16 protein-coding genes are annotated in these 22,254 nt (G+C 47.5%); 13 read left to right on the forward strand and 3 right to left on the reverse strand.

Annotation, left to right across the window (positions count from 1 at the left end; genetic code table 11):
* Nucleotides 1-74: 74 nt before the first annotated feature.
* The 7 genes from DFQ00_RS13535 (at nt 75) to DFQ00_RS13565 (ending at nt 6,404) form a co-directional block, all read left to right on the forward strand.
* The gene (locus DFQ00_RS13535) at nt 75-1,391 is read left to right on the forward strand and encodes an ATP-binding protein (protein ID WP_110897012.1); all 1,317 of its coding nucleotides are present in this window, start codon (nt 75-77) and stop codon (nt 1,389-1,391) included.
* The gene (locus DFQ00_RS13540; RefSeq protein ID WP_110897013.1) at nt 1,363-2,256 is read left to right on the forward strand and encodes a response regulator; all 894 of its coding nucleotides are present in this window, start codon (nt 1,363-1,365) and stop codon (nt 2,254-2,256) included. The genes DFQ00_RS13535 and DFQ00_RS13540 overlap by 29 nt, the downstream gene beginning before the upstream one ends.
* A 312-nt stretch (nt 2,257-2,568) precedes the next feature.
* Nucleotides 2,569-3,366: a transporter substrate-binding domain-containing protein gene (locus tag DFQ00_RS13545; protein ID WP_110897014.1), complete on the forward strand. Its 798-nt coding sequence runs from the start codon at nt 2,569-2,571 to the stop codon at nt 3,364-3,366.
* Nucleotides 3,367-3,383: 17 nt separating this feature from the next.
* On the forward strand, nt 3,384-4,040 hold the full coding sequence (locus tag DFQ00_RS13550; protein WP_110897091.1) for an amino acid ABC transporter permease: 657 nt from the start codon (nt 3,384-3,386) through the stop codon (nt 4,038-4,040).
* Complete coding sequence (locus tag DFQ00_RS13555) at nt 4,037-4,759, forward strand: amino acid ABC transporter ATP-binding protein (protein ID WP_110897015.1); 723 nt, start codon at nt 4,037-4,039, stop codon at nt 4,757-4,759. Before DFQ00_RS13550 ends, DFQ00_RS13555 begins: the two co-directional genes overlap by 4 nt.
* 347 nt (nt 4,760-5,106) lie before the next feature.
* Nucleotides 5,107-5,277: a hypothetical protein gene (locus DFQ00_RS13560; RefSeq protein WP_174812194.1), complete on the forward strand. Its 171-nt coding sequence runs from the start codon at nt 5,107-5,109 to the stop codon at nt 5,275-5,277.
* Nucleotides 5,274-6,404, forward strand: a complete 1,131-nt coding sequence (locus DFQ00_RS13565) for an SGNH/GDSL hydrolase family protein (protein WP_110897017.1) — start codon at nt 5,274-5,276, stop codon at nt 6,402-6,404. The genes DFQ00_RS13560 and DFQ00_RS13565 overlap by 4 nt, the downstream gene beginning before the upstream one ends.
* A gap of 210 nt (nt 6,405-6,614) precedes the next feature.
* On the opposite strand, the gene DFQ00_RS13570 is transcribed toward DFQ00_RS13565, so the two are convergent.
* From DFQ00_RS13570 to DFQ00_RS29515, 3 genes are all read right to left on the reverse strand, one after another.
* Nucleotides 6,615-7,184 (reverse strand): dihydrofolate reductase family protein, encoded by a 570-nt coding sequence (locus DFQ00_RS13570; RefSeq protein WP_110897018.1) that lies wholly within the window; start codon nt 7,182-7,184, stop codon nt 6,615-6,617.
* A gap of 189 nt (nt 7,185-7,373) precedes the next feature.
* Nucleotides 7,374-8,396 (reverse strand): phosphotransferase, encoded by a 1,023-nt coding sequence (locus tag DFQ00_RS13575; protein ID WP_110897019.1) that lies wholly within the window; start codon nt 8,394-8,396, stop codon nt 7,374-7,376.
* On the reverse strand, nt 8,393-8,638 hold the full coding sequence (locus DFQ00_RS29515; protein WP_174812192.1) for a hypothetical protein: 246 nt from the start codon (nt 8,636-8,638) through the stop codon (nt 8,393-8,395). The genes DFQ00_RS13575 and DFQ00_RS29515 overlap by 4 nt, the downstream gene beginning before the upstream one ends.
* A 475-nt stretch (nt 8,639-9,113) precedes the next feature.
* Here DFQ00_RS29515 and DFQ00_RS13585 point away from each other — a divergent pair, with 475 nt between their 5' ends.
* From DFQ00_RS13585 to DFQ00_RS13610, 6 genes are all read left to right on the forward strand, one after another.
* Nucleotides 9,114-10,022 carry a helix-turn-helix transcriptional regulator gene (locus DFQ00_RS13585; RefSeq protein ID WP_110897020.1) on the forward strand — a complete coding sequence of 303 codons (909 nt, stop codon included), beginning with the start codon at nt 9,114-9,116 and terminating at the stop codon, nt 10,020-10,022.
* A 234-nt stretch (nt 10,023-10,256) separates the two neighbouring features.
* Entirely contained in the window at nt 10,257-10,538 is a 282-nt protein-coding gene (locus tag DFQ00_RS13590; RefSeq protein WP_110897021.1) for a CD3324 family protein, read from the forward strand.
* Between the two features lie 166 nt (nt 10,539-10,704).
* Nucleotides 10,705-12,855: a sensor histidine kinase gene (locus DFQ00_RS13595; RefSeq protein ID WP_110897022.1), complete on the forward strand. Its 2,151-nt coding sequence runs from the start codon at nt 10,705-10,707 to the stop codon at nt 12,853-12,855.
* 4 nt (nt 12,856-12,859) lie between these two features.
* Nucleotides 12,860-13,561, forward strand: a complete 702-nt coding sequence (locus DFQ00_RS13600; RefSeq protein WP_110897092.1) for a response regulator transcription factor — start codon at nt 12,860-12,862, stop codon at nt 13,559-13,561.
* Nucleotides 13,562-13,966: 405 nt separating this feature from the next.
* Complete coding sequence (gene minD / locus DFQ00_RS13605; RefSeq protein WP_110897023.1) at nt 13,967-14,755, forward strand: septum site-determining protein MinD; 789 nt, start codon at nt 13,967-13,969, stop codon at nt 14,753-14,755.
* Nucleotides 14,756-15,210: 455 nt separating this feature from the next.
* Complete coding sequence (locus DFQ00_RS13610; RefSeq protein ID WP_208643783.1) at nt 15,211-22,137, forward strand: InlB B-repeat-containing protein; 6,927 nt, start codon at nt 15,211-15,213, stop codon at nt 22,135-22,137.
* The last annotated feature ends 117 nt before the right edge of the window (nt 22,138-22,254 follow it).

Genomic DNA, 22,254 nt, shown 5'->3' on the forward strand with positions numbered 1-22,254 from the left:
AGTATATTTAACATCAGAAGCGCGGCTTCGGCAGTGTGCGTTATGAAACGTTGTAATAGTAGGTGGAGAAAGCGATGCGTAATTGGGTCAAAAACGAAAATGTGCAGATGGTAGCGGTTGCTCTGGCTACAGCTGTAGGAGCACAGTTCAAGATTAATCCCTTTCGGGAGGATTATTTCCGAATCGGACTCGGAGTCAGCATTTTTTTGTTTTTGCTGATGATTATGCCCCACTTGTCGTATTTAAAAACAGGGATTCTGACGGGTCTTGCAAGCTTGTCGTTTCAATCCGCTGATCTGATTCATCATGTGCATACGCTGTCCATGCTGGAGAGCTTGCGGGATAATCTGGGGGCGGGCTTGTACTATGTGGTGTTTGCTTATGGGCTGAGCAGGCTCAAGCACCGATTCCACGAAATGCCCCCGCTACTGCTGGGAAGCCTCATTACGGGTATAGACTTTTCCTCGAATCTGGTGGAGTTGTTTGTACGTGGTGTGCTTAGTGGGACCAATATATTTTATATGCGTGAATGGCTGTATCTGTTTGTTGTGGGCGGGCTGCGAAGTTACTTTGTGATTGGGCTGTATAACAGCTTTGCCGTAAGGCAGATCAGGCTTTTGCATGCCGAGCAGGAGAAGCGAATGGAGCAGATGTTAAGTGTGAATTCGGGCTTGTACGGTGAGGTGTTCTACCTGAAAAAAGCGATGGACACGATTGAAGGCATTACGGCCAACAGCTATGAGCTGTATCGTGATCTGCGGGAGCAGGACATGCACGAGTACAGTCAGCGTACCCTAGGGATCGCACAGCAGATTCATGAGGTGAAGAAGGATTCGCAGCGTATTCTCGCGGGACTGCTCAAGCTGTATGACAATGAGAATACCGTGAATATGAGCCTGTCGGAAGTGCTGCATTTTGCAGGCAAGGCGAATCGGAAATACAGTGAGATGCTGCACAAGCAGGTAAAGATTGAGGTGGAGCAGCGGTATGAAGGAGAATCGCCGTATTACATTCCACTGTTAACGGTGCTAAATAACCTGCTGGCCAATGCAGTTGAGTCCATCGAGCAGGAGGGTCTGATTCGGGTGCAGGTGTTTGAGCAGGGTGAGGAAGTGCATTTTGTGGTGACTGATTCGGGAAAAGGCATACCTGAGGCGAAGCGCGGGGTGATCTTTGAGCCCGGTTATACGACCAAGTTTGATGAAGTTGGCATTGCTGCCACAGGTATTGGTCTGTCGCATGTACGTGATATCGTTCAAGCTCTGGAAGGGCGCATTCAGGTAGAGTCCGCTCCAGTTGGGCAGGGGACTACATTCAGCGTTATGATTCCCGCAGTCAATCTAATGAAGGAGGCCGATGTCGATGACACTTTCGATCGTGATCGTGGATGATGATGTAGTGAGTCGCAGCATGCTTCAGGATATCATTGATACTTGCGGATTCGGGGAGCTTGCAGGCATGGCCGAGGGAGGGCTGGAGGGACAGCGTATCGTTCTGGATCGTAAGCCGGATGTTGTGCTGATTGACCTGCTGATGCCTGATCAGGACGGGATTGAAACCGTATCGAAGCTGAAGCAGAGCGGGTATGGCGGCAAATTCATTATGATTTCCCAGGTAGAGAACAAAGAGATGGTCGGAGCAGCGTACCAGAAAGGGATCGAATTTTTCATCCATAAACCCATCAATCGGGTGGAAGTAGAGCATGTGCTGAACAAAGTGAACGAGCAGTGGAGGTATGAGCGATACGTACAGGAAATCAAGCAATCCATGGCCCGGCTGAATCTGGTTGAGGCGCCTGCTCCTGCAAAGACCCGAACCGTGCGAGACGTAGCGCGCGGCATACTGATGGACCTCGGAATTATCGGTGAGAGTGGAAGCAAAGATATGGTGTCCTTGATGGAATATGCGATTGAGCAAAAGCAGGCCGCGGAGTTACCGCCACTGAAGGAATCCTATGAAGCGGTGGCGAGAGCGTATAAGCTGACCGACAAGGATGTAGAGAAGGAAGGCAAGGCGATGGAGCAGCGCATTCGCAGAACCGTTCTGACAGCGCTGACGAATATGGCTTCTATTGGACTAACCGATTACAGCAATCCTAAATTTGAGCATTATGCACCGCTTTATTTTGATTTTCAGGATGTACGTATGAAGATGAGGGCTATGGAGGAAGAACAGGCAACGGACAAGAGCAAGGTGAACATTAAGAAGTTTTTGCAGGTATTTTACATGGAGATCGTAGAGAAAATGAATGATTGAAATGTGGCACACTGAACATGACAACAAGAGCCAACGGGATATTAAAGCGAAAAGGGGATTCTCGAACAATGTCATCGAGGATCTTTTTTTGTGTTATATAAAATAACATTGAAATAAGATAATTCTGATTTTATGCTCAATATAGTACATATTTTTATCTAAAATCTCTATTGTGTTAATTTATTTAACATCGTTTGTGGAATTTTGGTGTAGGATTACGTAAGTTTCCGTAGGTGTAGAAATACAATACGTACATAAATACAAATGATCGATTCGGTCGATCCCAATCACATTCGGAAAAGGGGTTTTTCCATGAAAAAGGCAGCATCTATCGTAATGGCAGCATTTCTTGCTTTGGCACTAAGTGCCTGCGGCGCAGCAAAATCGGGTGAGGATGGCAAAGCCCAGTCTGCAAGTGGAAACGCAACAGAGAAATATACGTTTGGTACCGATGCGACATATCCTCCGTTTGAGTTTCAGAAGGATGGAAAATATGTAGGGATCGACATTGACCTGATGAACGCAATCGCAAAGGAAGAAGGTTTCGACGTCGAGATCAAACCGATGGATTTCAAAGGCATCATTCCAGCGATTACAGCCAATCAATTGGACGGAGCCATTGCTGGCATCAGCATCACGGATGAGCGTAAAAAAGTGGTCGATTTCTCGGACCCGTATTATCAAGCCGGACTGTCCTTGATTGTGAATGAGGATAACAACGACATTAAGAGCCCGGAGGATTTGAATGGCAAAACGATTGCTATTAAAAAAGGGACATCGGGAGCCAACCTGGCGGATCAATATGCCAAAACCTATGGCGCAACCATTAAATATTTTGACGACAGTCCATCCATGTATCAGGAAGTAGCGAACAAAAACGCGGATGCGACACTTGAAGACTTCCCGGTCATTTCTTACAAAATTGCGATCGACCCGAATGCCAAGCTCAAAATAGTTGGTGACCGCTTGAACGGGGACTTCTATGGTATTGCGGTTGCCAAAGGCGATACAGAATTGCAGAAGAAGATAAACGACGGCTTAAAGAAATTGCAGGAAAATGGCGAATACGACAAGATTGTTGAGAAATATTTAGGCTCAGCAGCGAAGTAGAAGGGAATGTGATGCGGATGGATTCCTCCTTGCAAGTCATACTGGACGCACTGCCTCTTCTGTTAGAGGGAACGGTTGTTACGTTGAAAATTGTTGTAATCTCGCTCATCTTTGCCATGGTGATTGGTTTGATCTCCGGTCTAATGAGCACCTCCCTGAATCGGCTGCTGCGGCTCGTAGCTTCGCTTTATGTGGATATCATCCGCGGCACGCCTCTTCTGGTGCAGGTTTATTTCATCTATTTCGGTCTGCCGGTGTTTCTGGATATGCGAATCCCGGCCATGACCGCAGGAATCATCGCGGTTAGTTTGAACGCTGGAGCTTATGTCTCGGAGATTTTCCGGGCAGGCATTGAGTCCATCGGCAAAGGCCAGCATGAAGCCGCAAGATCACTGGGCCTTAGCCGTTTCAAGACGATGTGGCTGGTGATACTTCCGCAGGCAACCCGGCGTATGATTCCTACTTTTGTGAACCAGGCTATCATTACGATTAAGGATACATCATTGTTATCAGCGATAGGGATTGCGGAGTTAACACAGACAGGGGAAATTATTATCTCCTCCAACTTCCGGGCATTTGAAATCTGGGGCGTTGTCGGCATCTTTTATCTGATTATCATTGTCCTGCTGTCCCGAGCTTCCCGTTTCATCGAAAGGAGATATGCGATCCGATGATTACTGTAGAGAATCTAAGAAAGCAATTTGGTGCGAATGAAGTTCTGAAGGATATCTCCACAACGATTCGGGAGCAGGAGGTAGTATGTGTCATCGGCCCTTCGGGGTCTGGCAAAAGCACCTTCTTGCGCTGCCTCAATCTGCTGGAGGAAGTCACGTCAGGCAAGGTCATCATTGGCGAAGTGGAGGTCACTTCACCCAAGACGAACATTGATGAGCTGCGCACCAATGTGGGTATGGTGTTCCAGCAGTTCAACCTGTTTCCGCATCTGACGGTACTGCAAAATATCATGCTGGCGCCCAAGCATATCCGCAAGCTGAGCAAGGCCGAAAACGAGAGCAAAGCGCTGGAGCTGCTCGGCAAAGTCGGTCTGTCTCAGAAAAAAGATGCCTATCCCGAGCAGCTGTCCGGCGGACAGCAGCAGCGTGTAGCGATTGCCCGTGCACTCGCCATGAACCCGAGTGTCATGTTATTCGATGAACCAACCTCGGCGCTTGACCCCGAGATGGTTGGTGAGGTGCTGCAGGTGATGAAAGATCTCGCTCATGAGGGCATCACGATGATTGTGGTGACACATGAGATGGGCTTTGCCCGCGAGGTGGCAGATCGGGTGATCTTCATGGACGGTGGTTATATTGTCGAGGAAGGCACGCCGGAGGCTATTTTTCAACATACACAGCATGAACGGACGAAAGCTTTTCTTGGCAAGGTGTTATAACAATACGGTAACAGAACTGACAAATGACGAACCAATTATGACATGGGCCTGCTTGATGCTTCATACACAGCCCATATAATCTGGCCCCTCCGGGTTGAACCATGGATGAGGACATCTGAACGGATGGACTTGAACAGGTTTGCTTGCAGGGGATTTTTTGCTGTTGTGCTTAATACATATTAGAATGGATTCATCAGGAGTATTACCGTGCAGTACGCATCTATAACCAAAGGGGACATCCTCTATGGAGCGAATAACTCAGATGGATAATGTGATTTTTCGAGCGAATCAAATCCCTGAACGGTGCAGATGAGAGGATGCGGCTGGTGGTGCTTGCTCCGAAGAACGTGGAGCTTCGGCAATTCACTGTGGAAGAGGCTGTAGCTTTTGCATGCGGAGACGGGACATGCTCCGTTCCGGGTGACATAGCGGGTGTTAGGAACGAGTCGCAGTATCTGGGTGGTAAAGTGCTTGTGTTGTGGAGAGAGAGTGTCATCAGAACAGGAGGGTACGTATGACTAAGCATTCCAATGAAGAGTTGCAGACCATTGCGATGTCAGACCTTGCTCATCTTAAAATTCATGGCCGGACAACGGCTAATCGCACACCAGTAACCCTGTTTTGGACAGGAAGTGCTGTAGAGCTTAACGTTCAGGGGGCTGAATTATGGGTGGAGGTTGAGTCGGCATATGATCACCTGGAGCCATGGATCCGCATTGTGATTAACGGTGTTCCGGTCAGCCGGCAGATGTTGACCTCAGGCAGAGGCTGGCTCTGCATCTTTCGAGGGTTGAACCCTGAAGCGGTGAAAAATGTACGGATCATCAAGGATGTGCAAGCGATGAGCGGGGACCCGGGCTGTCTTTTACAATTGCACGCGGTGCGGACGGAGGGTGTGATGCTGCCTGTTGAGGAGAAGCCATACCGAATTGAGTTTATTGGTGATAGCATCACCTCAGGCGAGGGAGCGATCGGCGCGAAGACAGAGGAAGACTGGGTGCCGATGTGGTTCAGTGCGCTGCACAATTACACGTATATGACCGCCGAGGCTTTGGATGCAGAGTATCGTGTCATCTCTCAAAGCGGCTGGGGGGTGCTCAGCAGCTGGGATAACAATCCACAAGGCAATATTCCTGCGTATTATGAACAGGTCTGCGGCCTGCTGAAGGGTGAACGGAACGAGAAGCTTGGTGCGTTTGAGCCGCATGATTTCAGCTCATGGCAGCCGGATGTAATCGTGGTTAATCTGGGTAGCAACGATGACGGTGCATTCCATTCTCCAGCCTGGACTGATCCGGTCACCGGGCAGGTGTATAAGCAGCGCTTGAACGAGGACGGAACCTATCATGAAGCGGACCTGGCCAAGTTCGAGCAAGCCGTGGAGCGGTTCCTGGCCACGCTGCGAACAAATAACCCGTGCGCACAAATTGTCTGGGCTTATGGCATGCTTGGGGCCACAATGCTCCCAGCCATTTACCGTGCAGTGCACGGATATATCAAGCAAACCGGGGATCGCCTTGTTTCGATCATCCAGTTGCCGGATACAACGGAAGAGATGATGGGCGCGAGGACACATCCGGGTGAGCTGTCACATCGCAGAGCAGCAGAAGTATTAACGGCGTATATTCGTAAGATTTTGAAATAAATCGAGATTGCTGTTTATATGCCTGAACGCTGTCCCAACGATGTTATAGAGAGGCTCCATAGATGGCAAAGCATGGTGTAGCTACAACAAGAATATGCAAGGAGCATAGCCAACAACCATACAGCTTCCAGCCCGTGAAGCCATGCTTCATGACGATGCAATTCAGCCAAAGACCGCGCAGCAGATTGCCGCGCGGTCTTTGGATTTTTTTCAACGACCAGAGTCGTCTGCTGATGTACCTGTTGCTGGGTCGGGGAGTACCTTATAACGAATGGATACGATCTGTCCAAGGGTTTGGGTACGGAGCATTTTCAGTAGTGCAGGTACGGTACCTTTGGGAAATAAGGGAATGCCTTCACCAAGCACCTTCGGGATCACGGCTATCTCTATCTCATCCAGTAACTGTGCGTCCATTACCGACTGCACAAGCAAGCCGCCGCCGACAATCCATACATCTCCCTCCGAGGTCTGTTTCAGACGTGGAATCAGTGTGTTCAGACTCTCGGCAGTGAACTGCACATATGGTGCAGGGGGCTGTTCCGAACGAGAGAGTACGTATGTCGGACGATCTGCATACGGGAAATCCTCGGATAAGGTCAGCACCTCCTCATACGTGGAACGCCCCATGACCACACTTCCAATCGTTTGATAGAAAGAGGCATAGCCGTTATCTCCTCCATCTCCTTCGACATCGAACAGCCAATCTACGGAGCCGTCTAGGCGTGCAATATAACCGTCCAGGCTAATGGCAATGTATAGAATTGTTTTTGAAGCCGTCATGATTCATCGCTCCCTTCTTTAGGATAGCTACAGCATACATCTGAACTATGACAAAACATGTCGTAGTTAATTCAGGTGTATCCACAGGATAAAAATAGAAGCTGATGATCATGATGGCTCCAGTGGGTGACTCTTCGAGATATCTGGATCAGCCAGGGTTAGGCAAGCCGAGCTGCCTGTAGCATGGACTTATCCGTGCAGCGGACTGCCTTTTATTTCATAGATTTTCTGGAGTATCCGAACCTGTTGATCCTTCATATCATCGGAATCGGCGTGAAGATAATTCTCTACCATTCTGTATCCGAATACGATCAGAATCATCTCATACACACAGTGCTCTTCCAATGGAGGTGCATCTGCATAGGCTGCAAAGCCTTTATAGTATGCAGGCACACAGCGTTGGTAATATTCCACCATATGATCCATATCGGCTTCATCTGCAATCAGGCTGGCCAGATCTTCTCCCAAATAACCCCACCCTGAGGTGTCCCAGTCGATGAGATTTATTTTTCCGTCTGTATAGAAAATATTCGTCACCCAGAAATCCCGATGGTTCAGTACAAGAGGCAGTCGTTCAATCCGGGCGAAGATGGCATCCGAATTCTCATCAATGTCCATAAGCATCTGCCGAATATGAAGCGGGAAATCGCACTCTTCAGAACGGATGTAATCATAGACAAGAGGCCACGAACGATAATGCAGATACGTATTTTTCATCAGGTCCGCATGGCTGAGATTGCTCAGACGCAGTAGCACTTCCGGTTGCTCCACATACAGCTTGCCTTGATAACGTCCCAGCTCCAGTGCGGCCTGCTCATACATATCCCCGGACAGCGCTAGGCCGGATACGCCATCAATATATTCCAGCCAGAGCTGAAATTCCGTTTCTTCGGCATTCATCTCTGCGTAGTAACAGGCAGGCCAACGCAAGGCGTCCGTGAACGTGGCCTCGAGCTCGGATTGATAGAGATCATATTCGCGGCGCCAGGAATTCGGATCATTGTAGCGCTCCCATTTCGAAGAAATTTTCAGCACAATCTGGTACGGAAGCTTCTGACTATCGACCGTTTCGGCTGTTCCCGTTATCAGAGTAACATTGCCTACCGTTCCGCCATGCAGCTTGATGGTAGAAGTGTCGGCTCCGACAATCTCCTTCTTGAAGTAGTTGGATAGCGCTTGATGTAATATGTTTGTGTTCAGAGTTATATTCATTTTTTCCAGCCTCCGTTTTTCTTCTTTTGTTTATTCCACATGGCGTTTGTTTTGTCTGTTGCTCCTTTGTCGATGAGGTAGCTTGTTCTATGCTGTACGAACCTGCTCTCCTGCTCCATTAATGCATTAAGCAGCGAGGATTTTCCCACACCGGACATATAGCCATAGGCTCTCAAATTCATCATTTGTATTGTTTTAGCTCCTTTAACGTTGTTTTCGGGACGCAAAAATGCCGCAAACAAGCAGCCTCTGAAGAAGCTGCTGTTTTGCGGCATCGGGACGCAAAAAAGATACGACCTTGATCGTATCTTCAAACAGCAATATTCACGAAAGGTTACTCTGGATGGCATAACAAAGAAGACGGGACTCTCCCCGCTTTTTTCAGAAATGCCGACTATTCAGTTTTAAGAACAAACCACCATAACCATAGTAGTAGCTGCCATTAAAAACCTCTCCCTTCGTGTAAGGAACTTGCTTATCGCTAAGCTAATTAAACCATAACTCAATATGGAAAATAATTCAATTAAAATAATGATCTATTCATTGAAGTTACTTGCCTACCGTTACATTCATGGCCCCTGTTTGTTGATGATCTGATGAATCATGGCATAAAATTGGGGATTACCGATATGAATTTTCATAATTATGGAATGAAAAGTTTCCCCTATGCTACACTTCATCTATGACAAAGTTTCACGTGGTTGGGGTGGCGATACGATGAATCAACGCAGGCTGGCGATCATGCGCCTTATGGATTCCAGACAGAAGTTCACAGCACGCGAACTGGCAGAGCGGTTCGAGGTGTCGGTGCGTACCATTCAGCGTGATCTGGATGCATTGCAGACGCTTGGCTTCCCGCTGTACACCGAGGTTGGCGCTAACGGTGGATATCGGGTGCTGCCCAATCGGATTCTCCCGCCTTTACAGCTGAATCAGCAGGAAGCGCTGGGGCTGTTTATGATGCTAGAATATTTGGAGCAGGTCCCGGATTTCCCTTATGGTGCAATTCGTGAGCATCTGGCCGAGCAGTATTTCTCCACTCTTCCTCCTGATGTGCAGGAACGGATCACAGGCATGAGGGATCATATTGCATTCATTCAGCACCCAGGAGAGCATATGCATGCCTTAACATCGAAACTATTAACAGCCGCATCCGAGAAAAGGGCCATTACATTTATGTATCACGCTCGCAGTGGATGGAAAAAGGTGAACGTATATCCCTTCGGCATCTATTATGAGCAAGGGTACTGGTACATGCCTGCACGGAAAAAGGATCGTGTACAGTTATACCGTGTTGACCGGATGCGTAAGCTGACGGTGCTGGATCAGACGGATGAATCTGTGCCTGCATTGAAGGCGTGGTTGAAGCAGACGGAGGAAAGAGCAGGTGAGGAGGTCGTGCTGCGCTTCACAGCATTCGGGGCCAGAATGGCTGCATCGGATGTGTTGTTCAAAACGGTGGTCGATCAGGAATGGCGCGGGCTTGTGCCGCATTCGGAGTTTTCTTTTACAGCACGCAGACTGCTCTCATATGGGCCCGAGGTGAAGGTGATATCTCCGCCAGCATTGCAGGAGCAGGTCCGCAGCATGCTGGAGCAAAGTGTAATGCAGTACAGACCGGAATAGAGGATATTGGCAATTCATATGGAACATATCATTTTTGGAAAGGGGGGCTACCATGATTCGATTCATAACAGGCTTAACCACTCGCTCTATGCAGAGTCCATGCGAGAAACAACGGCGGTTGTTTGCATAGAGCTGGAATATATTTTACCGCCTTCATTGACAAGAACCGATAACGCCAGAAGTTTCTCGTAAGACTCTGCTGCCTTAAAGAAACCTTTTAAGGAGTGGAGCAATGTGAAATATACGAATGCCGATGCCGTCTTGCCTGAAGCTCTGATCAAAGAAATTCAGCGCCGGTTCCCCGGTGGATTAATCTATATCCCGAAGCCCAAGGAAGCTCGTATCAAATGGGGAGAGCGTTCTGGCAGCCGCCAATGGCTACAGGAACGAAACCGTGAGATGTGTAGCCGTTACACGCAGGGGGAGACGATTGATCAGCTCGCAGCACGGTTTTGCCTATCCAGCGAGAGCGTCAAAAAGATTGTGTATTGCAGGAAAAATCATGAGAACAGATGAACAACAGGTTCATATTCAAGTCATATTCGAGCGATCGGATGTGGCTTTTTGGCATGGATATCTTAAATCATTCTACAAATTTTCAGGGTACATTCTCTGTAATGATGATATGATTTGGGTAATCAGCTTACTTATTGCGCTTTTGTAGAATGGGGTTGGATTCATCATGAGGGGGATTCTTCGAGTCGGTTCTCGTAAGGTCTGGTTTTATATCGTTGCTGCTGTTGTTGTTGGCTTGGTTACAGGCTATGTCGTCCTCTCTGAGACGGACTCTCCTAAGTTTCAAAGTAAAGAAGGTATTCTGGACTTAACGCATGTTCAGCTCAGTGCGAATCCGCAAAAGCTAACAGGGGAGTGGGCATTCTACTGGCAAGAGCTACTATCGCCTGAGGACATACGGGTTCGTTCGGCAAGGGAAGGAAATCAGGACCAATGGATCAATGTCCCGAGCTCTTGGTCAGGTTATCGGTTAAAGGGAGAGCAACTGGGTGGGACAGGTTATGCGACTTATCGACTGGTTATTCAATTAAGCGAGCAGGATCGAAAAGAGCGTCTTGCTTTACGACTGCCCAGCATTTTTCATGCGTATAAATTATGGGTGAATGGCGAGCTCCTGGCACAAGTTGGTACGGTTGGTCAGGACAAGAACAGCATGACCCCGCATCTGGCAACGAAGCTGTTATTTGTTCAGCCTGAAAATGATACGTTAGAGCTGGTGTTGCAAGTTAGCAACTTCCAACATAATCGGGGTGGTATTACCAAATACATCGAACTGGGTGGCAGTGATGTACTGACGACCAAGACCAATTTGAGCCTTGCCACGGATATGTTCATCACGTCAAGTTTATTGGTGATTGGCTTGTATAATTTGCTGGTGTTCATGCTGCGACGCAAGGACAGAGCGCCGTTTTATTTTGGTCTGTTCACTGTACTACTAGGTATCCGATCCTTACTCAACGGCGAGCTTGTCCTTACACAATGGCTACCTCATTTCCCTTGGGAATTGCAGTTCAAGATCGAGTATCTGATTCTTTGCGTCAGCGGATATATCATCACCATGTATTTTGATTGTATTTTTCCGAATTATGTGTCGCGATGGTTTCGATTTGCTTCCTGGATCGCAACGGGGGCATTTTGTATCTTGGTTATGGTAACCCCTGCGCTTATATATACTCAATTTTTGCTGATCATTGGTGTGATGGTTGTTCTACATATGCTTTATCTGATGGTTGGGCTGGTTCAAGTAGCTTTGCAACGTATGGAGGGAGCATTGATCTTCCTGCTGGTTTCGGTGGTTACTTTGATTACGGTTATCAACGATTTTTTATATTATAACGGATGGTCGCTGATCGGAAATACATCCCCGCTTGGTTTATTGATATTTACGATCGCACAGATGATCCTGCTCTCTTCGAGATTTACGAGGACGGCATCCAATGAGGAGAGAATCTCACGTGAGTTGCAGGATGCTAACGACAAGCTGATTGAAATGAATACGGGCTTGGAACGTACCGTGGATGAGCGCACGCGGGCCTTATCTACAGCCCACGATGATCTCCGCACTTCGTATGACCGGTTGCTTCACTCCGAGCAAGGGAGGAAGAAGCTTCTTGCCTATATTACGCATGATTTGCGTATGCCGCTGTCCAGCATGCTTGGGTATGTAGAAGCTATACAGGACCGGGTTAAGCCGGAACGCAATGAACAATATCTGAAGTATATCCGTGAGAACACGATAAGGATTAACCGCATGATCGAGGAATTATCCTTCTTGTCGCATTTGGAGACCGGACAAGTTTCGTACCGAATGGAGCCGGTTCAGATCATTCCCTTCTTGCATGATTTTTTTGAACAATATGAGTTGGTTGTGCGTGACGCAGGATTAGATTTCATACTGGATATCGGTGATGTGGAGGAACAACGATCGAACCTGCCTGTTGTCGAGATGGATGCCAAAAGAGTAGAGCAGGCTTTATTTAACCTGGTGTCGAACGCTATGAAGTTCACCTCCAGTGGAGGGCTGGTGCGTATTGCGCTATCTGTGGAAGAGGTGAATCATGCTCGCCATGCGATCATTAGCATACAGGATTCTGGCATGGGTATACCTTCGGATCAGCTTGAGCAAATCTTCGAACGTAATTACAGATACGATCGGCCGGGCTTGGGGAACGGGATAGAAGGCAGTGGGCTAGGGCTAGCGATTTGCAGGGAAATTCTACTTGCGCAAGGAGGGACGGTTCGAGCGGAAAGCGACGGTAAGATGGGGGCGGCTTTCTATGTAACGCTTCCTTGTATCGGGAATGAAGGAAGGGGATGATGGGATGGACACTCACAAAATAATGATCGTTGATGATGATCCTCATATATGCGAGATTGTTCAGGTGTATTGCGAACGGGAGGGGTTTATCTCCACCTACAGTCATAGCGGGACAGAAGCGATGAGACTGCTCACATCGTTCGAGCCGGATTTGATTGTACTTGATATATTGCTGGCTAATGAAAACGGAATTGACTGGTGCAGGAATGCACGTAAGTTTACCAGTGCGCCGATTGTTTTTCTGAGCAGCCAGGAGGAAGACGAAGTGAAAATTAACGCATTAACCTATGGTGGCGATGATTATGTAACCAAGCCTTTCAGTCCTGGAGTTCTCATAGCCAAAATCAAGGCGCATCTTCGCAGAGTGTCGTCGGGAAGAAAGGAACAGCTGCTTGAGTTGCCGGGTTTGACACTGGATTTTTATACACAGTCTGTTAACACGGGGGGGACGCCTATCTTTTTATCCAAAAAGGAGTTTGGTCTGCTGTCCTATATGGCACAAAATGTGAATCGTGTTATCAGTGTCGATACATTGTTTCAAATCATCTGGGGAATGGAAAGTCTGGAGGATACAAGAACGGTCGCTGTACATATCAGTAATTTGCGCAAAAAAATTGAGGATGACCCTGCCGAGCCTGAACGAATCATTACGGTTCGAGGGAGCGGCTATATGTTGGTTGCTAACAGTGCGTTAGCGAGAACCTAACATTATGGTAGGTAGTCTAATATAATTGGTGCGGAATATTCGTAAAATATTGAGGGGTTAATTTGCCCGGACCGGGTTTGGGGATATTTCGTTCTAAATAGGAAAATGACGTTGGATGGTACTTGACGTGATTTTCCTATTTTTTGTTCTTTCCACAAGCTTCGTAATCGGCACAAGGTATTGAAATCCTTAACACAAGTTTGCCTTTTTCCTTTCCCGTCCATAGGATGTGCCATCTCTTAGAAGAATTAAATGATCCTATACGCTCGGATTTAAAGTTTTCTTTAGGTTTCTCAAGTAGGCCAATCCACAATGATAAAATTACAGTGGTCGATATAACGACAACACGAGAAGAAATGGTTGTCATGCTGTCCGCATTAGTACTTGAAGAAGGAAGTGGCTCCAATGGCACGAGTTATTTGTATCACATCAGGGAAAGGTGGAGTTGGGAAGACGACAGTGACGGCTAATCTGGGGACTGCCCTTGCCTTATCGGGTAGCAGGGTTTGCCTGATCGACGCTGATTTTGGATTGAGAAATCTGGATATTCCACTTGGCTTGAGCAATAGGGTAAACTATCATATTTCCGATCTCCTGACCGGTCGTTGTGCTTTACAGCAAGTGATTGTCAGAGACAAGCGAATCAGCACCTTGTTCTTTATCTCCTGTAGTAACGACGTGATGCATCAAGATGATCCGCAAGCTTTTCGCGAGGTTGTGCAGCTAATAGGCCTAGATTATGATTATGTGCTGATTGATTCGCCGGCAGGCATTGAAAATGGCTTCTGGAATACAGCTTTAGCTGCAGATGAGGCCATTGTCGTCACTACCCCACATCGTACGTCGCTTCAGGATGCCGATCGCGTAATCGGATTATTAGAAAATATGATCCCGGCTCCTCCACAGCTCATCATTAATATGGCTGACGCACAGGGAGCTCGTTCGGCAACGGTAAAGATGGAGGCCATCATTGATATTCTCAATATCGGTGTGATCGGCGTAATCCATAGCGATGTAGAAGTTATACGTTCCGTACATAAAGGTATCCCGATTGCGCTTGATCCCGAGTTCGAAAGCGGGCAGCGCTTTCGGCACATTGCCCACAATGTGGCGAAGAATCAGCAAGAGCCTTTTATCTCATTACAATCGAGAACGCATAGAAGATTTTTCTCTCTTCCTCAAAGAATGTTCTAGGGGGAGAGCAGTTTGATGTAGTCGATTTTGGTATATGGATCGTTCGTTTGGGCGCGAATCATCTGGAATGGATGATAGGCTAGCTATAGAGTTTCTGATCAATGGTGGTATAGGAGGTATATTTCCTAAGCCGCTATTTTTTTTATGTCTATGATGCTTTCGCTTGCGAGTTGTTGCTTACTTAAAGTTTTCTTTATAATTCACAAGCCACTCATGTAGCATGATAGAATTCGGGGAGAAAAATCAATAGAATTTCCCGATTCGGATCCATCCGATTGCGGTGGTTAGCGAGAAGAGGGTTGATTTTTAACTGACGAAAGTGTCTAAAAGCAGATGAATCTGCTGTTTGTCAGATTCTAGAAGTCGGTTCTTTAGTTTTATACATAGAAGGGATGAATGTGATGAAAGCAACAAAACGGTTGAGGAAGTTGAGCTCACAGATTCTATTGTGGATGTTGGTTATCAGCTTAATTGTTTCTGCCGTGCCTGTATTTCCGGTGCAGTCGGCAGCAGCGGCTGAACTGCCGATCCAGCATACAGCAGTAACCAAATCTAGTGGGTTTCAGGATGTGAGTCCAACGGACTGGTTCCACGATGCGGTCGTCCATGTGCATGAGCAGGGCATATTCAGCGGGACAGACCAAAGCACCTTCTCACCTAAAGGGACAATGACACGTGCCATGTACGTGACGGCACTCGGACGGATGGCCAGGGTAGATACAGGGGCCTATTCTACTTCGAGCTTTGCCGATGTACAAGTGGGCAGTTGGTATGCGCCGTATGTTGAATGGGCAGTTAAGGAAGGAATCACCGACGGTACAGGTGGAGGTAAATACTCGCCAAATGCCACCGTATCCCGGGAGCAGATGGCAACGATGACGTTGCGTTATTTTGAAAGCGAGCAGATTCCTTATCAGACCGAGAATCCAGTCACGACGAAACCGGGCGATCTCGCGGACGTCTCGTCTTGGGCTGCTGACGCGGTTGTCAAGCTGTGGCAAGCCGGGGTGTTTACCGGAGACGAAAAGGGTAACTTCAACCCGCGTGAACAAGCTTCTCGCGCGGAGGCGGCAGTTCTTTTCATGCGCAACAATGGGGTTGTCGAGGCGTGGAAAAATCAGAATCCAGCGACCCCGACGGTGACACCAACACCAACACCAACGCCAACGCCAGCCTCTGGTGGTAATAACGGTGGAGGAACATCTGGAGGTAACAACGGAGGTAGCGGTAACACTGATAGTGAGACGTACATACTTACTTTTGAGAGCAATGGAGGCACAGCGGTCGACGCGCAGAAAGTACGGAAAGGTCAAGTGCTAAATAACTTACCCGCCCCGACAAGAGAAGGATATATTTTTCAAGGGTGGTTTATAGATAGTGATCTTTCACTCATCTTCGCAAGTGGCACTACGCTGAGCGCGGATACAAAATTGTATGCAAAGTATACGGATAGTGTGGATCGTGCCGTACAAAACACGCCTAGCTACTCGGTGATGGATGTGGCACCAGACTTCACTATCACGGTAATCGATGCATCAGGTGGCCTGACGGTATCCGAGGTCAAAGCGGGGATGACGTTCGAGGATACGTCAAACCCAGACTTCGAGGGGGTTAAGGTCACTGGCGGGAACGGAGTCTTCACGGTAGCGTCCGCAGCGGAAGATAGCAAATTCGTCGAAGGCAATACGTATCAACTAACGTTAACTGACGACAAGCTGTCTTTCCAAGAACAAGACGCAACGACAGACATCTACGTATTTAGTATAGCCAAGCAAGAGGCTCTGGATATTCCACTTAATCCGGATATGATTTATCTTCCGTTCACAGACATCAGGGATATGATGTTGCATGGCGTTGCTGTAGGCTCACCATCCATTCCGGTTGTCAGCACAACGGTGGGTGGTAGCGGAAATGCCCTTGCCGAGGCCAATGCGAGCAGTGGAACGTTCATGTATTCCGGCAGCACCGTGATACACGTTGGCGATACCGTAGCCATCTATCAAGGGGTTCGCCCGGATCTGCGTACGTTAAAAACCACGGGTGAAGATGATGGCGATGTGGCCTATGTCCAGATCACCTCGATAGACGGAAGCACTTATACTTACGATCACGCAGATGCCAAGCAAGTGCTTTTCAAGCCTGATGTGCTACCGGTGAGCGTTGAAGCAGATACGGATGGAGAACCCAATAACAAATCCATCACGGTTAAGCATACCGTGATGAACTATAGCGACAGCCTATATGAGCCACTCGGCTTGGATGAGCTGACTACGGTGGATGTAGGCGACTTTATCGGATTCTATGAAGGTGGATTCGCCAAAGAAGATTTTAAGTCCGTCGGTTATGGACGAATCACGTCGATTACGCAAGCGGCAGAGATGGATATCATTACGTATACCGATGCTACGGTAGAGGACGTCACAAATGCGTTCAACATCTATCAGAAGCAAGCGATAGAAGGGGAAGAGTTGCTGACGGAAGAGCAGATCACACAGCTCGAGGGGCAAATTGAGCAGCAAGCGAGAGACAGCGGATTTGTCGATCAGGCCGCAGATTATCTGTCTGATCTAGCTATGGAGACGAAGGAGATTCAGGAGATCAAGGCCCAGTCCTCTCGTGCATCCTTCCGCGACGAAGGGCGAGTAAGTGTGGAGAATTTGACCGTTGTTGCATCGCTGGGTACGAAGCTAAAAAACATTGACGGTCGAACCTCTGGAGTGAGCGCTACGCTACAAGTGGGCGCAGATATTGTTGTTAAAATCAATGAAGATAGCAGTCTGGTTATCCATATGATCGGTACATTCGTTCAGGAGATAAGCCTGGATCTCGGCGTTAATTCAGATACGCAATGGCACTGGTATACAATATCGACCTTTTTTGGCGATATTCCTATCTTCCCAGTCATCGATGATTATGTAATCACCGCGAATCTGGATGCTTATAGCTATACCGGGATGAACATCAAGGCAGAGATCGGGCTTGTCGAACCTGACAAGTTGGAAGCTGCGCTGAATGACTGGCTGGATGCGCAAACCTCTGGAAAATTGAGTCAGGTACGGAACATTGCGACAGAGCTTGAAGCGATCATGGCGGGGGTACAAGATACCGCCGTAGATGGGGAGACTTTGAAGAAACAGTATCAAGAGATGCTGGAGAAAGACACGGAATGGGTTCCTTTAATCAAGAAAGAGCTTTTTGAAAACAGTCAACGTGTAGCTTATGGAATTGTGGAAGTCAAATTTGAAGCAGAGTTTGTGGTTAGTGCCCAGGTGAACTTGACGATCGGGGCAGATTTCTACTATAAGATGGCCAAGCGCTACTCGGTGACCTTACGTATATTGAGTTTTAGTGGTACGAGCAATACAGTCAGCTTGCCAGGAGACGGTGATTACCAGTTTACCTTCTATGTAATGGGAACGATCGGATTGCGAGCCGGTATTCATATGGAGGTCAAAGCGGGAATTGGGAGTGTCAAGTTAAATAGCGTTGGACTTGCTGTAGAGCCCGGCGTGTATGTGAATCTGTGGGGCTATTTCTATTATCAGTTGAAAAATCTGAGCGGGGTGAAGACCACGAAGTCTCTAGGTGCCCTGTTCGTTGAGATCGGTATCTATCTGGAGGTCGAACTCGGCGCTCAATTAGGCGATGGAGCGCTCTCGGACGGCGTGGAGCTGGTCAGTAAAGAGTGGCCACTGTATACGATTGGAGAAGAACAGAACGTCTACGACTTCGCCTATCCACAGGATATGAAGCTTGGAATAGATATGGCGGGTGCTGCAGCATCTCTTAATGTGCCAGAGTCATTGCTTACGATGACTACATTTAATCTTAAGACAGGTGATGTAGATACCCAAGCGTATGAAGCAGCGAGGTTTGATATTCAAGTAGATAATGCGAACTTCAAGTATAATTCCAGTACGCAGAAGGTTGAGGTGGTGAATACCAGCGTTCCAGTAAGTAAGGGTAATCTGGTCATCACTTGGAAGGGTGCACCATTGTCATTCATGTCTTATCCGATCAAGCGTAAGATTCCGTTGACATGGCGCGTCACGGCAGGTGAATATATCTTCCAGTTGAATCCGCAGAACGGTGGGGTGACTCAGGTTCTCCCTATTGTTTATAATTCAGCGGTTAATGTAAGGACGCCTGTTTATCCAGGCTATACCTTTAAAGGCTGGTATACGGCTCCTACTGGAGGCACGAAGGTAACGATTCCAAGCCACATGCCTAAGGAAGATTACGAATTGTATGCACAATGGACGGCTAACACGAACACGTCATATACAGTCCAGCATTATTTGATAGATCCGAATACAAGCAAGGCAATTTCGACTTCGCCTGATTATACGGAACGGTTAACCGGAACGACGGATACGGAAATTCGCATCGACTCTGACCGATACAAGGATCAAGGGTATATGAACGGAGAGATTAGCGGACGCATAATTAAAGGTGACGGATCGACAGTTGTGAGGATTGATTATTATCGAGCAAGTAAGACCATCACTTTCAATTTGGGCTATCCAGGTGCTGCGCGCAGCACGATAACCGAACCGGCTGGCAGGAATATTGCGGGTCGCATCCCAACGCCGACAAGAATGGGTTACACTTTTGCCGGCTGGTCCCCGGAGGTGCCAAGCACGATGCCGACTTCGAATACGGAGTATACCGCAACATGGACTGCCAAGGAAGATACGCCTTATCAAGTCGTATACTTTAAGCAAAATATGGGGAGCGACACTTATACTGTAGCGGATACAGAAACGTATCGCGGAGCTACCGATACAGAGGCAACTCTGGAGAATGTAACCCCAAGATCTTATGCAGGATTTAAATTAGATAAAAATATTCCGGAAACGGTACTGAAGAGTCCAATAACCGGCAATGGCAAGACAGTGTTGAAGTTGTACTACAAGCGTGATGCCCATACGTTGACTGTTGATTACAATGGCTCCGGGCAAGAGACCAAAGTGATTGAAGTTCCATTTGGAGCTACGACACAGCTCTATCTAGGTACACCGACGTGGCAAGGACATGTATTCGCAGGCTGGACACCTACTCCTCCGACTACTATGCCTGAGGAGAGTATCAAGTTCACTGCACAGTGGACGATTAACACCTACACGGTAAACTTTAACAGCAATGGCGGGACGGAAGACGTGAGTAGTCTGACGGTAGAGTACGGTGGTTTGGTTAACACACCTGATGAACCGACTAAAGAAGGCTATGTATTCGGCGGTTGGTACAGTGACAGCGATCTGACGAACCTCTATGACTTCGCAGCACCTGTTACGGGTGACCTTACATTGCACGCAAATTGGATGCTTCGTTATACCGTGAGCTTCGAGAGTAATGAAGGGTCGGCAGTAGATCCCCAAGTGGTTACTGAAGGATCCAAGGCTTTCGCGGTTACCCCAGAGCGGGAAGGTTATGTGTTCAGTGGCTGGTACAGCGATATGGATCTGACAAGTCCCTATGACTTCACTACGACAGTGGTGACGACAGATATTACGTTGTATGCCAAGTGGACGCTTTACGTGCCGAAAACCTATACTGTGAATTTCAAGAGTAACGGTGGATCAACAGTAGAAGATCTGACAATAAACGAAGGTGCCGTTGCTACTGCCCCACCAGCTCCAACACTTGATGGTTATACTTTCAGTGGCTGGTACAGCGATATGGAGCTGACGACTGCCTACGGCTTTACGGAAGTGATTATGGAAGCTTTGACACTCTACGCGAAGTGGACGAAGAATAGCTATAAGCTGAGCTTCAACAGTGACGGAGGATCAACGGTGAGCAGCCAGTCTGTGGAGGACGGGGAAGCAGCTATGGAACCTGATGCGCCAACACGTGAAGGCTATAAGTTCAGCGGCTGGTACACTGACATCGATCGGACTCAAGCTTATATCTTCACAACACCGATGAAAGCGAGCCTCTCGTTGTACGCGAAATGGACAGCGATATACACGGTCAGCTTCAACAGTAACGATGGATCGTCCGTGGATAACCAGACGATAGAAAATGGCAACCATGCTACGGAGCCTACCGTACCAACAAAGGACGGGTATATATTCAGCGGTTGGTACAGTGACATTGATCTAACCGAGGCTTACAGCTTCACGACATCGGTGACGTCTAATCTAACGTTGTATGCGAAGTGGACATCCAACAAACACACAGTGAGCTTTGATAGCAACGGTGGATCGGATGTAGAGAGACAATTGGTAAGTCCTGGAGAAAAAGCGACAGAACCGTCAATGCCAACGTGGGAGGGTTATAGGTTCGACGGCTGGTACAGCGACCTTGAAGGGACGCAAGCCTACGATTTTCAAACTGCAGTGACGACCAATATTACCCTATACGCAAAATGGATCGTAACACCGTGGTTCAACGTAGGTAATTCGTTGGAGGGTAGCGAGGCTTATCAAGTTTTAACCGACAGTCAGGGTACGACTTATGCCTCTTATAAACGTTCTGATCGTCTGTATTTGGACAAATATGAGGCAGGAGTTTGGAAAAACATCTACGAGGGTACGGGGAGCACTATATACAATACGAAGTTTGCCCTGGATAATCAGGACATTCTTTACCATACTTCTTCCGGCGGTGAAGGTGTATATGTGCAAAAATATAATGGTGATACCTGGGAAGATATAGGACGCAATGGTTCTCTTTCGGGAGAAAAATCTAACATTGCTTTTGACCAAAATAACGTTCTTTACTTGGTTTACAATGGTTCAAACGGAAAATTGCAGGTGGTCAAGTATGAAGAGAATCAATGGGTGCCTGTAACTGGTGGTGAGAGCTTCGTAGGAAAAACGACTAACGCAGTCATCAAGTTTGATAAAAATAATACCCCGTACGTATTAAACGCTGTGTTCGAAATGATCAACAGAGGTAATCCCGCTTTAAATGGAAGCGGCCTGCGTCTAGCGGTCATGAAATATATGAATGGAGCATGGGAGAGGGTCGGTGATTTGGGTTTAGTGGAAGTACGGCCTATTATGGAAATAGCAGAGATGGAACTCGACCCGGATGGAGTGCCTTATGTTCTTTACTCATCACTTTCTTCATGGGTTCTAAAGAAATATAACGGTACAGATTGGGAAAGGGTTGGTGAGCATGGCACCGACTACAGGAGGCTGGGGCTCGCTATTGACAACTATGGTACTCCTTATGTTTCTTATGAAGATAAATCAAATGGAAATCGTACAACCGTAGTGAAGTATGAGGGAAAATGGAATCCGGTGGGTGAAGGTTTATACTCAACTAAAAATTATACGCTAAGAATCACTAAGGGAAAAGACGGTAACCTTTATATGATTTTCCAAGATTCAATTTCTGGTAAAACAATTGTAATGAAGCATAAGCTACAATAGTGTAGGCTGACTGATTGTAACAGAAGAGCAGGAAAGGAGTTGTCCCAAGAGCGATAGTCTTGGCTGGGGCAGCTCCTTTTTGTGTTAACAGGGAAAAAAGTAAAACGTCGATTCCCG

It is taken from the genome of Paenibacillus barcinonensis (genome assembly GCF_003217495.1).
GTDB classification, from domain to species: Bacteria; Bacillota; Bacilli; order Paenibacillales; family Paenibacillaceae; genus Paenibacillus; species Paenibacillus barcinonensis.

Bases quoted from the DNA above. Each gene is read 5' to 3' on its own strand.
- DFQ00_RS13555 (WP_110897015.1), top strand. From the start codon at position 4,037: ATGATTACTGTAGAGAATCTAAGAAAGCAATTTGGTGCGAATGAAGTT.
- DFQ00_RS13565 (WP_110897017.1), top strand. From the start codon at position 5,274: ATGACTAAGCATTCCAATGAAGAGTTGCAGACCATTGCGATGTCAGAC.
- DFQ00_RS13550 (WP_110897091.1), top strand. From the start codon at position 3,384: ATGGATTCCTCCTTGCAAGTCATACTGGACGCACTGCCTCTTCTGTTA.
- DFQ00_RS13585 (WP_110897020.1), top strand. From the start codon at position 9,114: ATGAATCAACGCAGGCTGGCGATCATGCGCCTTATGGATTCCAGACAG.
- minD (WP_110897023.1), top strand. From the start codon at position 13,967: ATGGCACGAGTTATTTGTATCACATCAGGGAAAGGTGGAGTTGGGAAG.
- DFQ00_RS13545 (WP_110897014.1), top strand. From the start codon at position 2,569: ATGAAAAAGGCAGCATCTATCGTAATGGCAGCATTTCTTGCTTTGGCA.
- DFQ00_RS13575 (WP_110897019.1), bottom strand. From the start codon at position 8,396: ATGAATATAACTCTGAACACAAACATATTACATCAAGCGCTATCCAAC.
- DFQ00_RS13595 (WP_110897022.1), top strand. From the start codon at position 10,705: ATGAGGGGGATTCTTCGAGTCGGTTCTCGTAAGGTCTGGTTTTATATC.
- DFQ00_RS13535 (WP_110897012.1), top strand. From the start codon at position 75: ATGCGTAATTGGGTCAAAAACGAAAATGTGCAGATGGTAGCGGTTGCT.
- DFQ00_RS13600 (WP_110897092.1), top strand. From the start codon at position 12,860: ATGGACACTCACAAAATAATGATCGTTGATGATGATCCTCATATATGC.
- DFQ00_RS13570 (WP_110897018.1), bottom strand. From the start codon at position 7,184: ATGACGGCTTCAAAAACAATTCTATACATTGCCATTAGCCTGGACGGT.
- DFQ00_RS13540 (WP_110897013.1), top strand. From the start codon at position 1,363: ATGACACTTTCGATCGTGATCGTGGATGATGATGTAGTGAGTCGCAGC.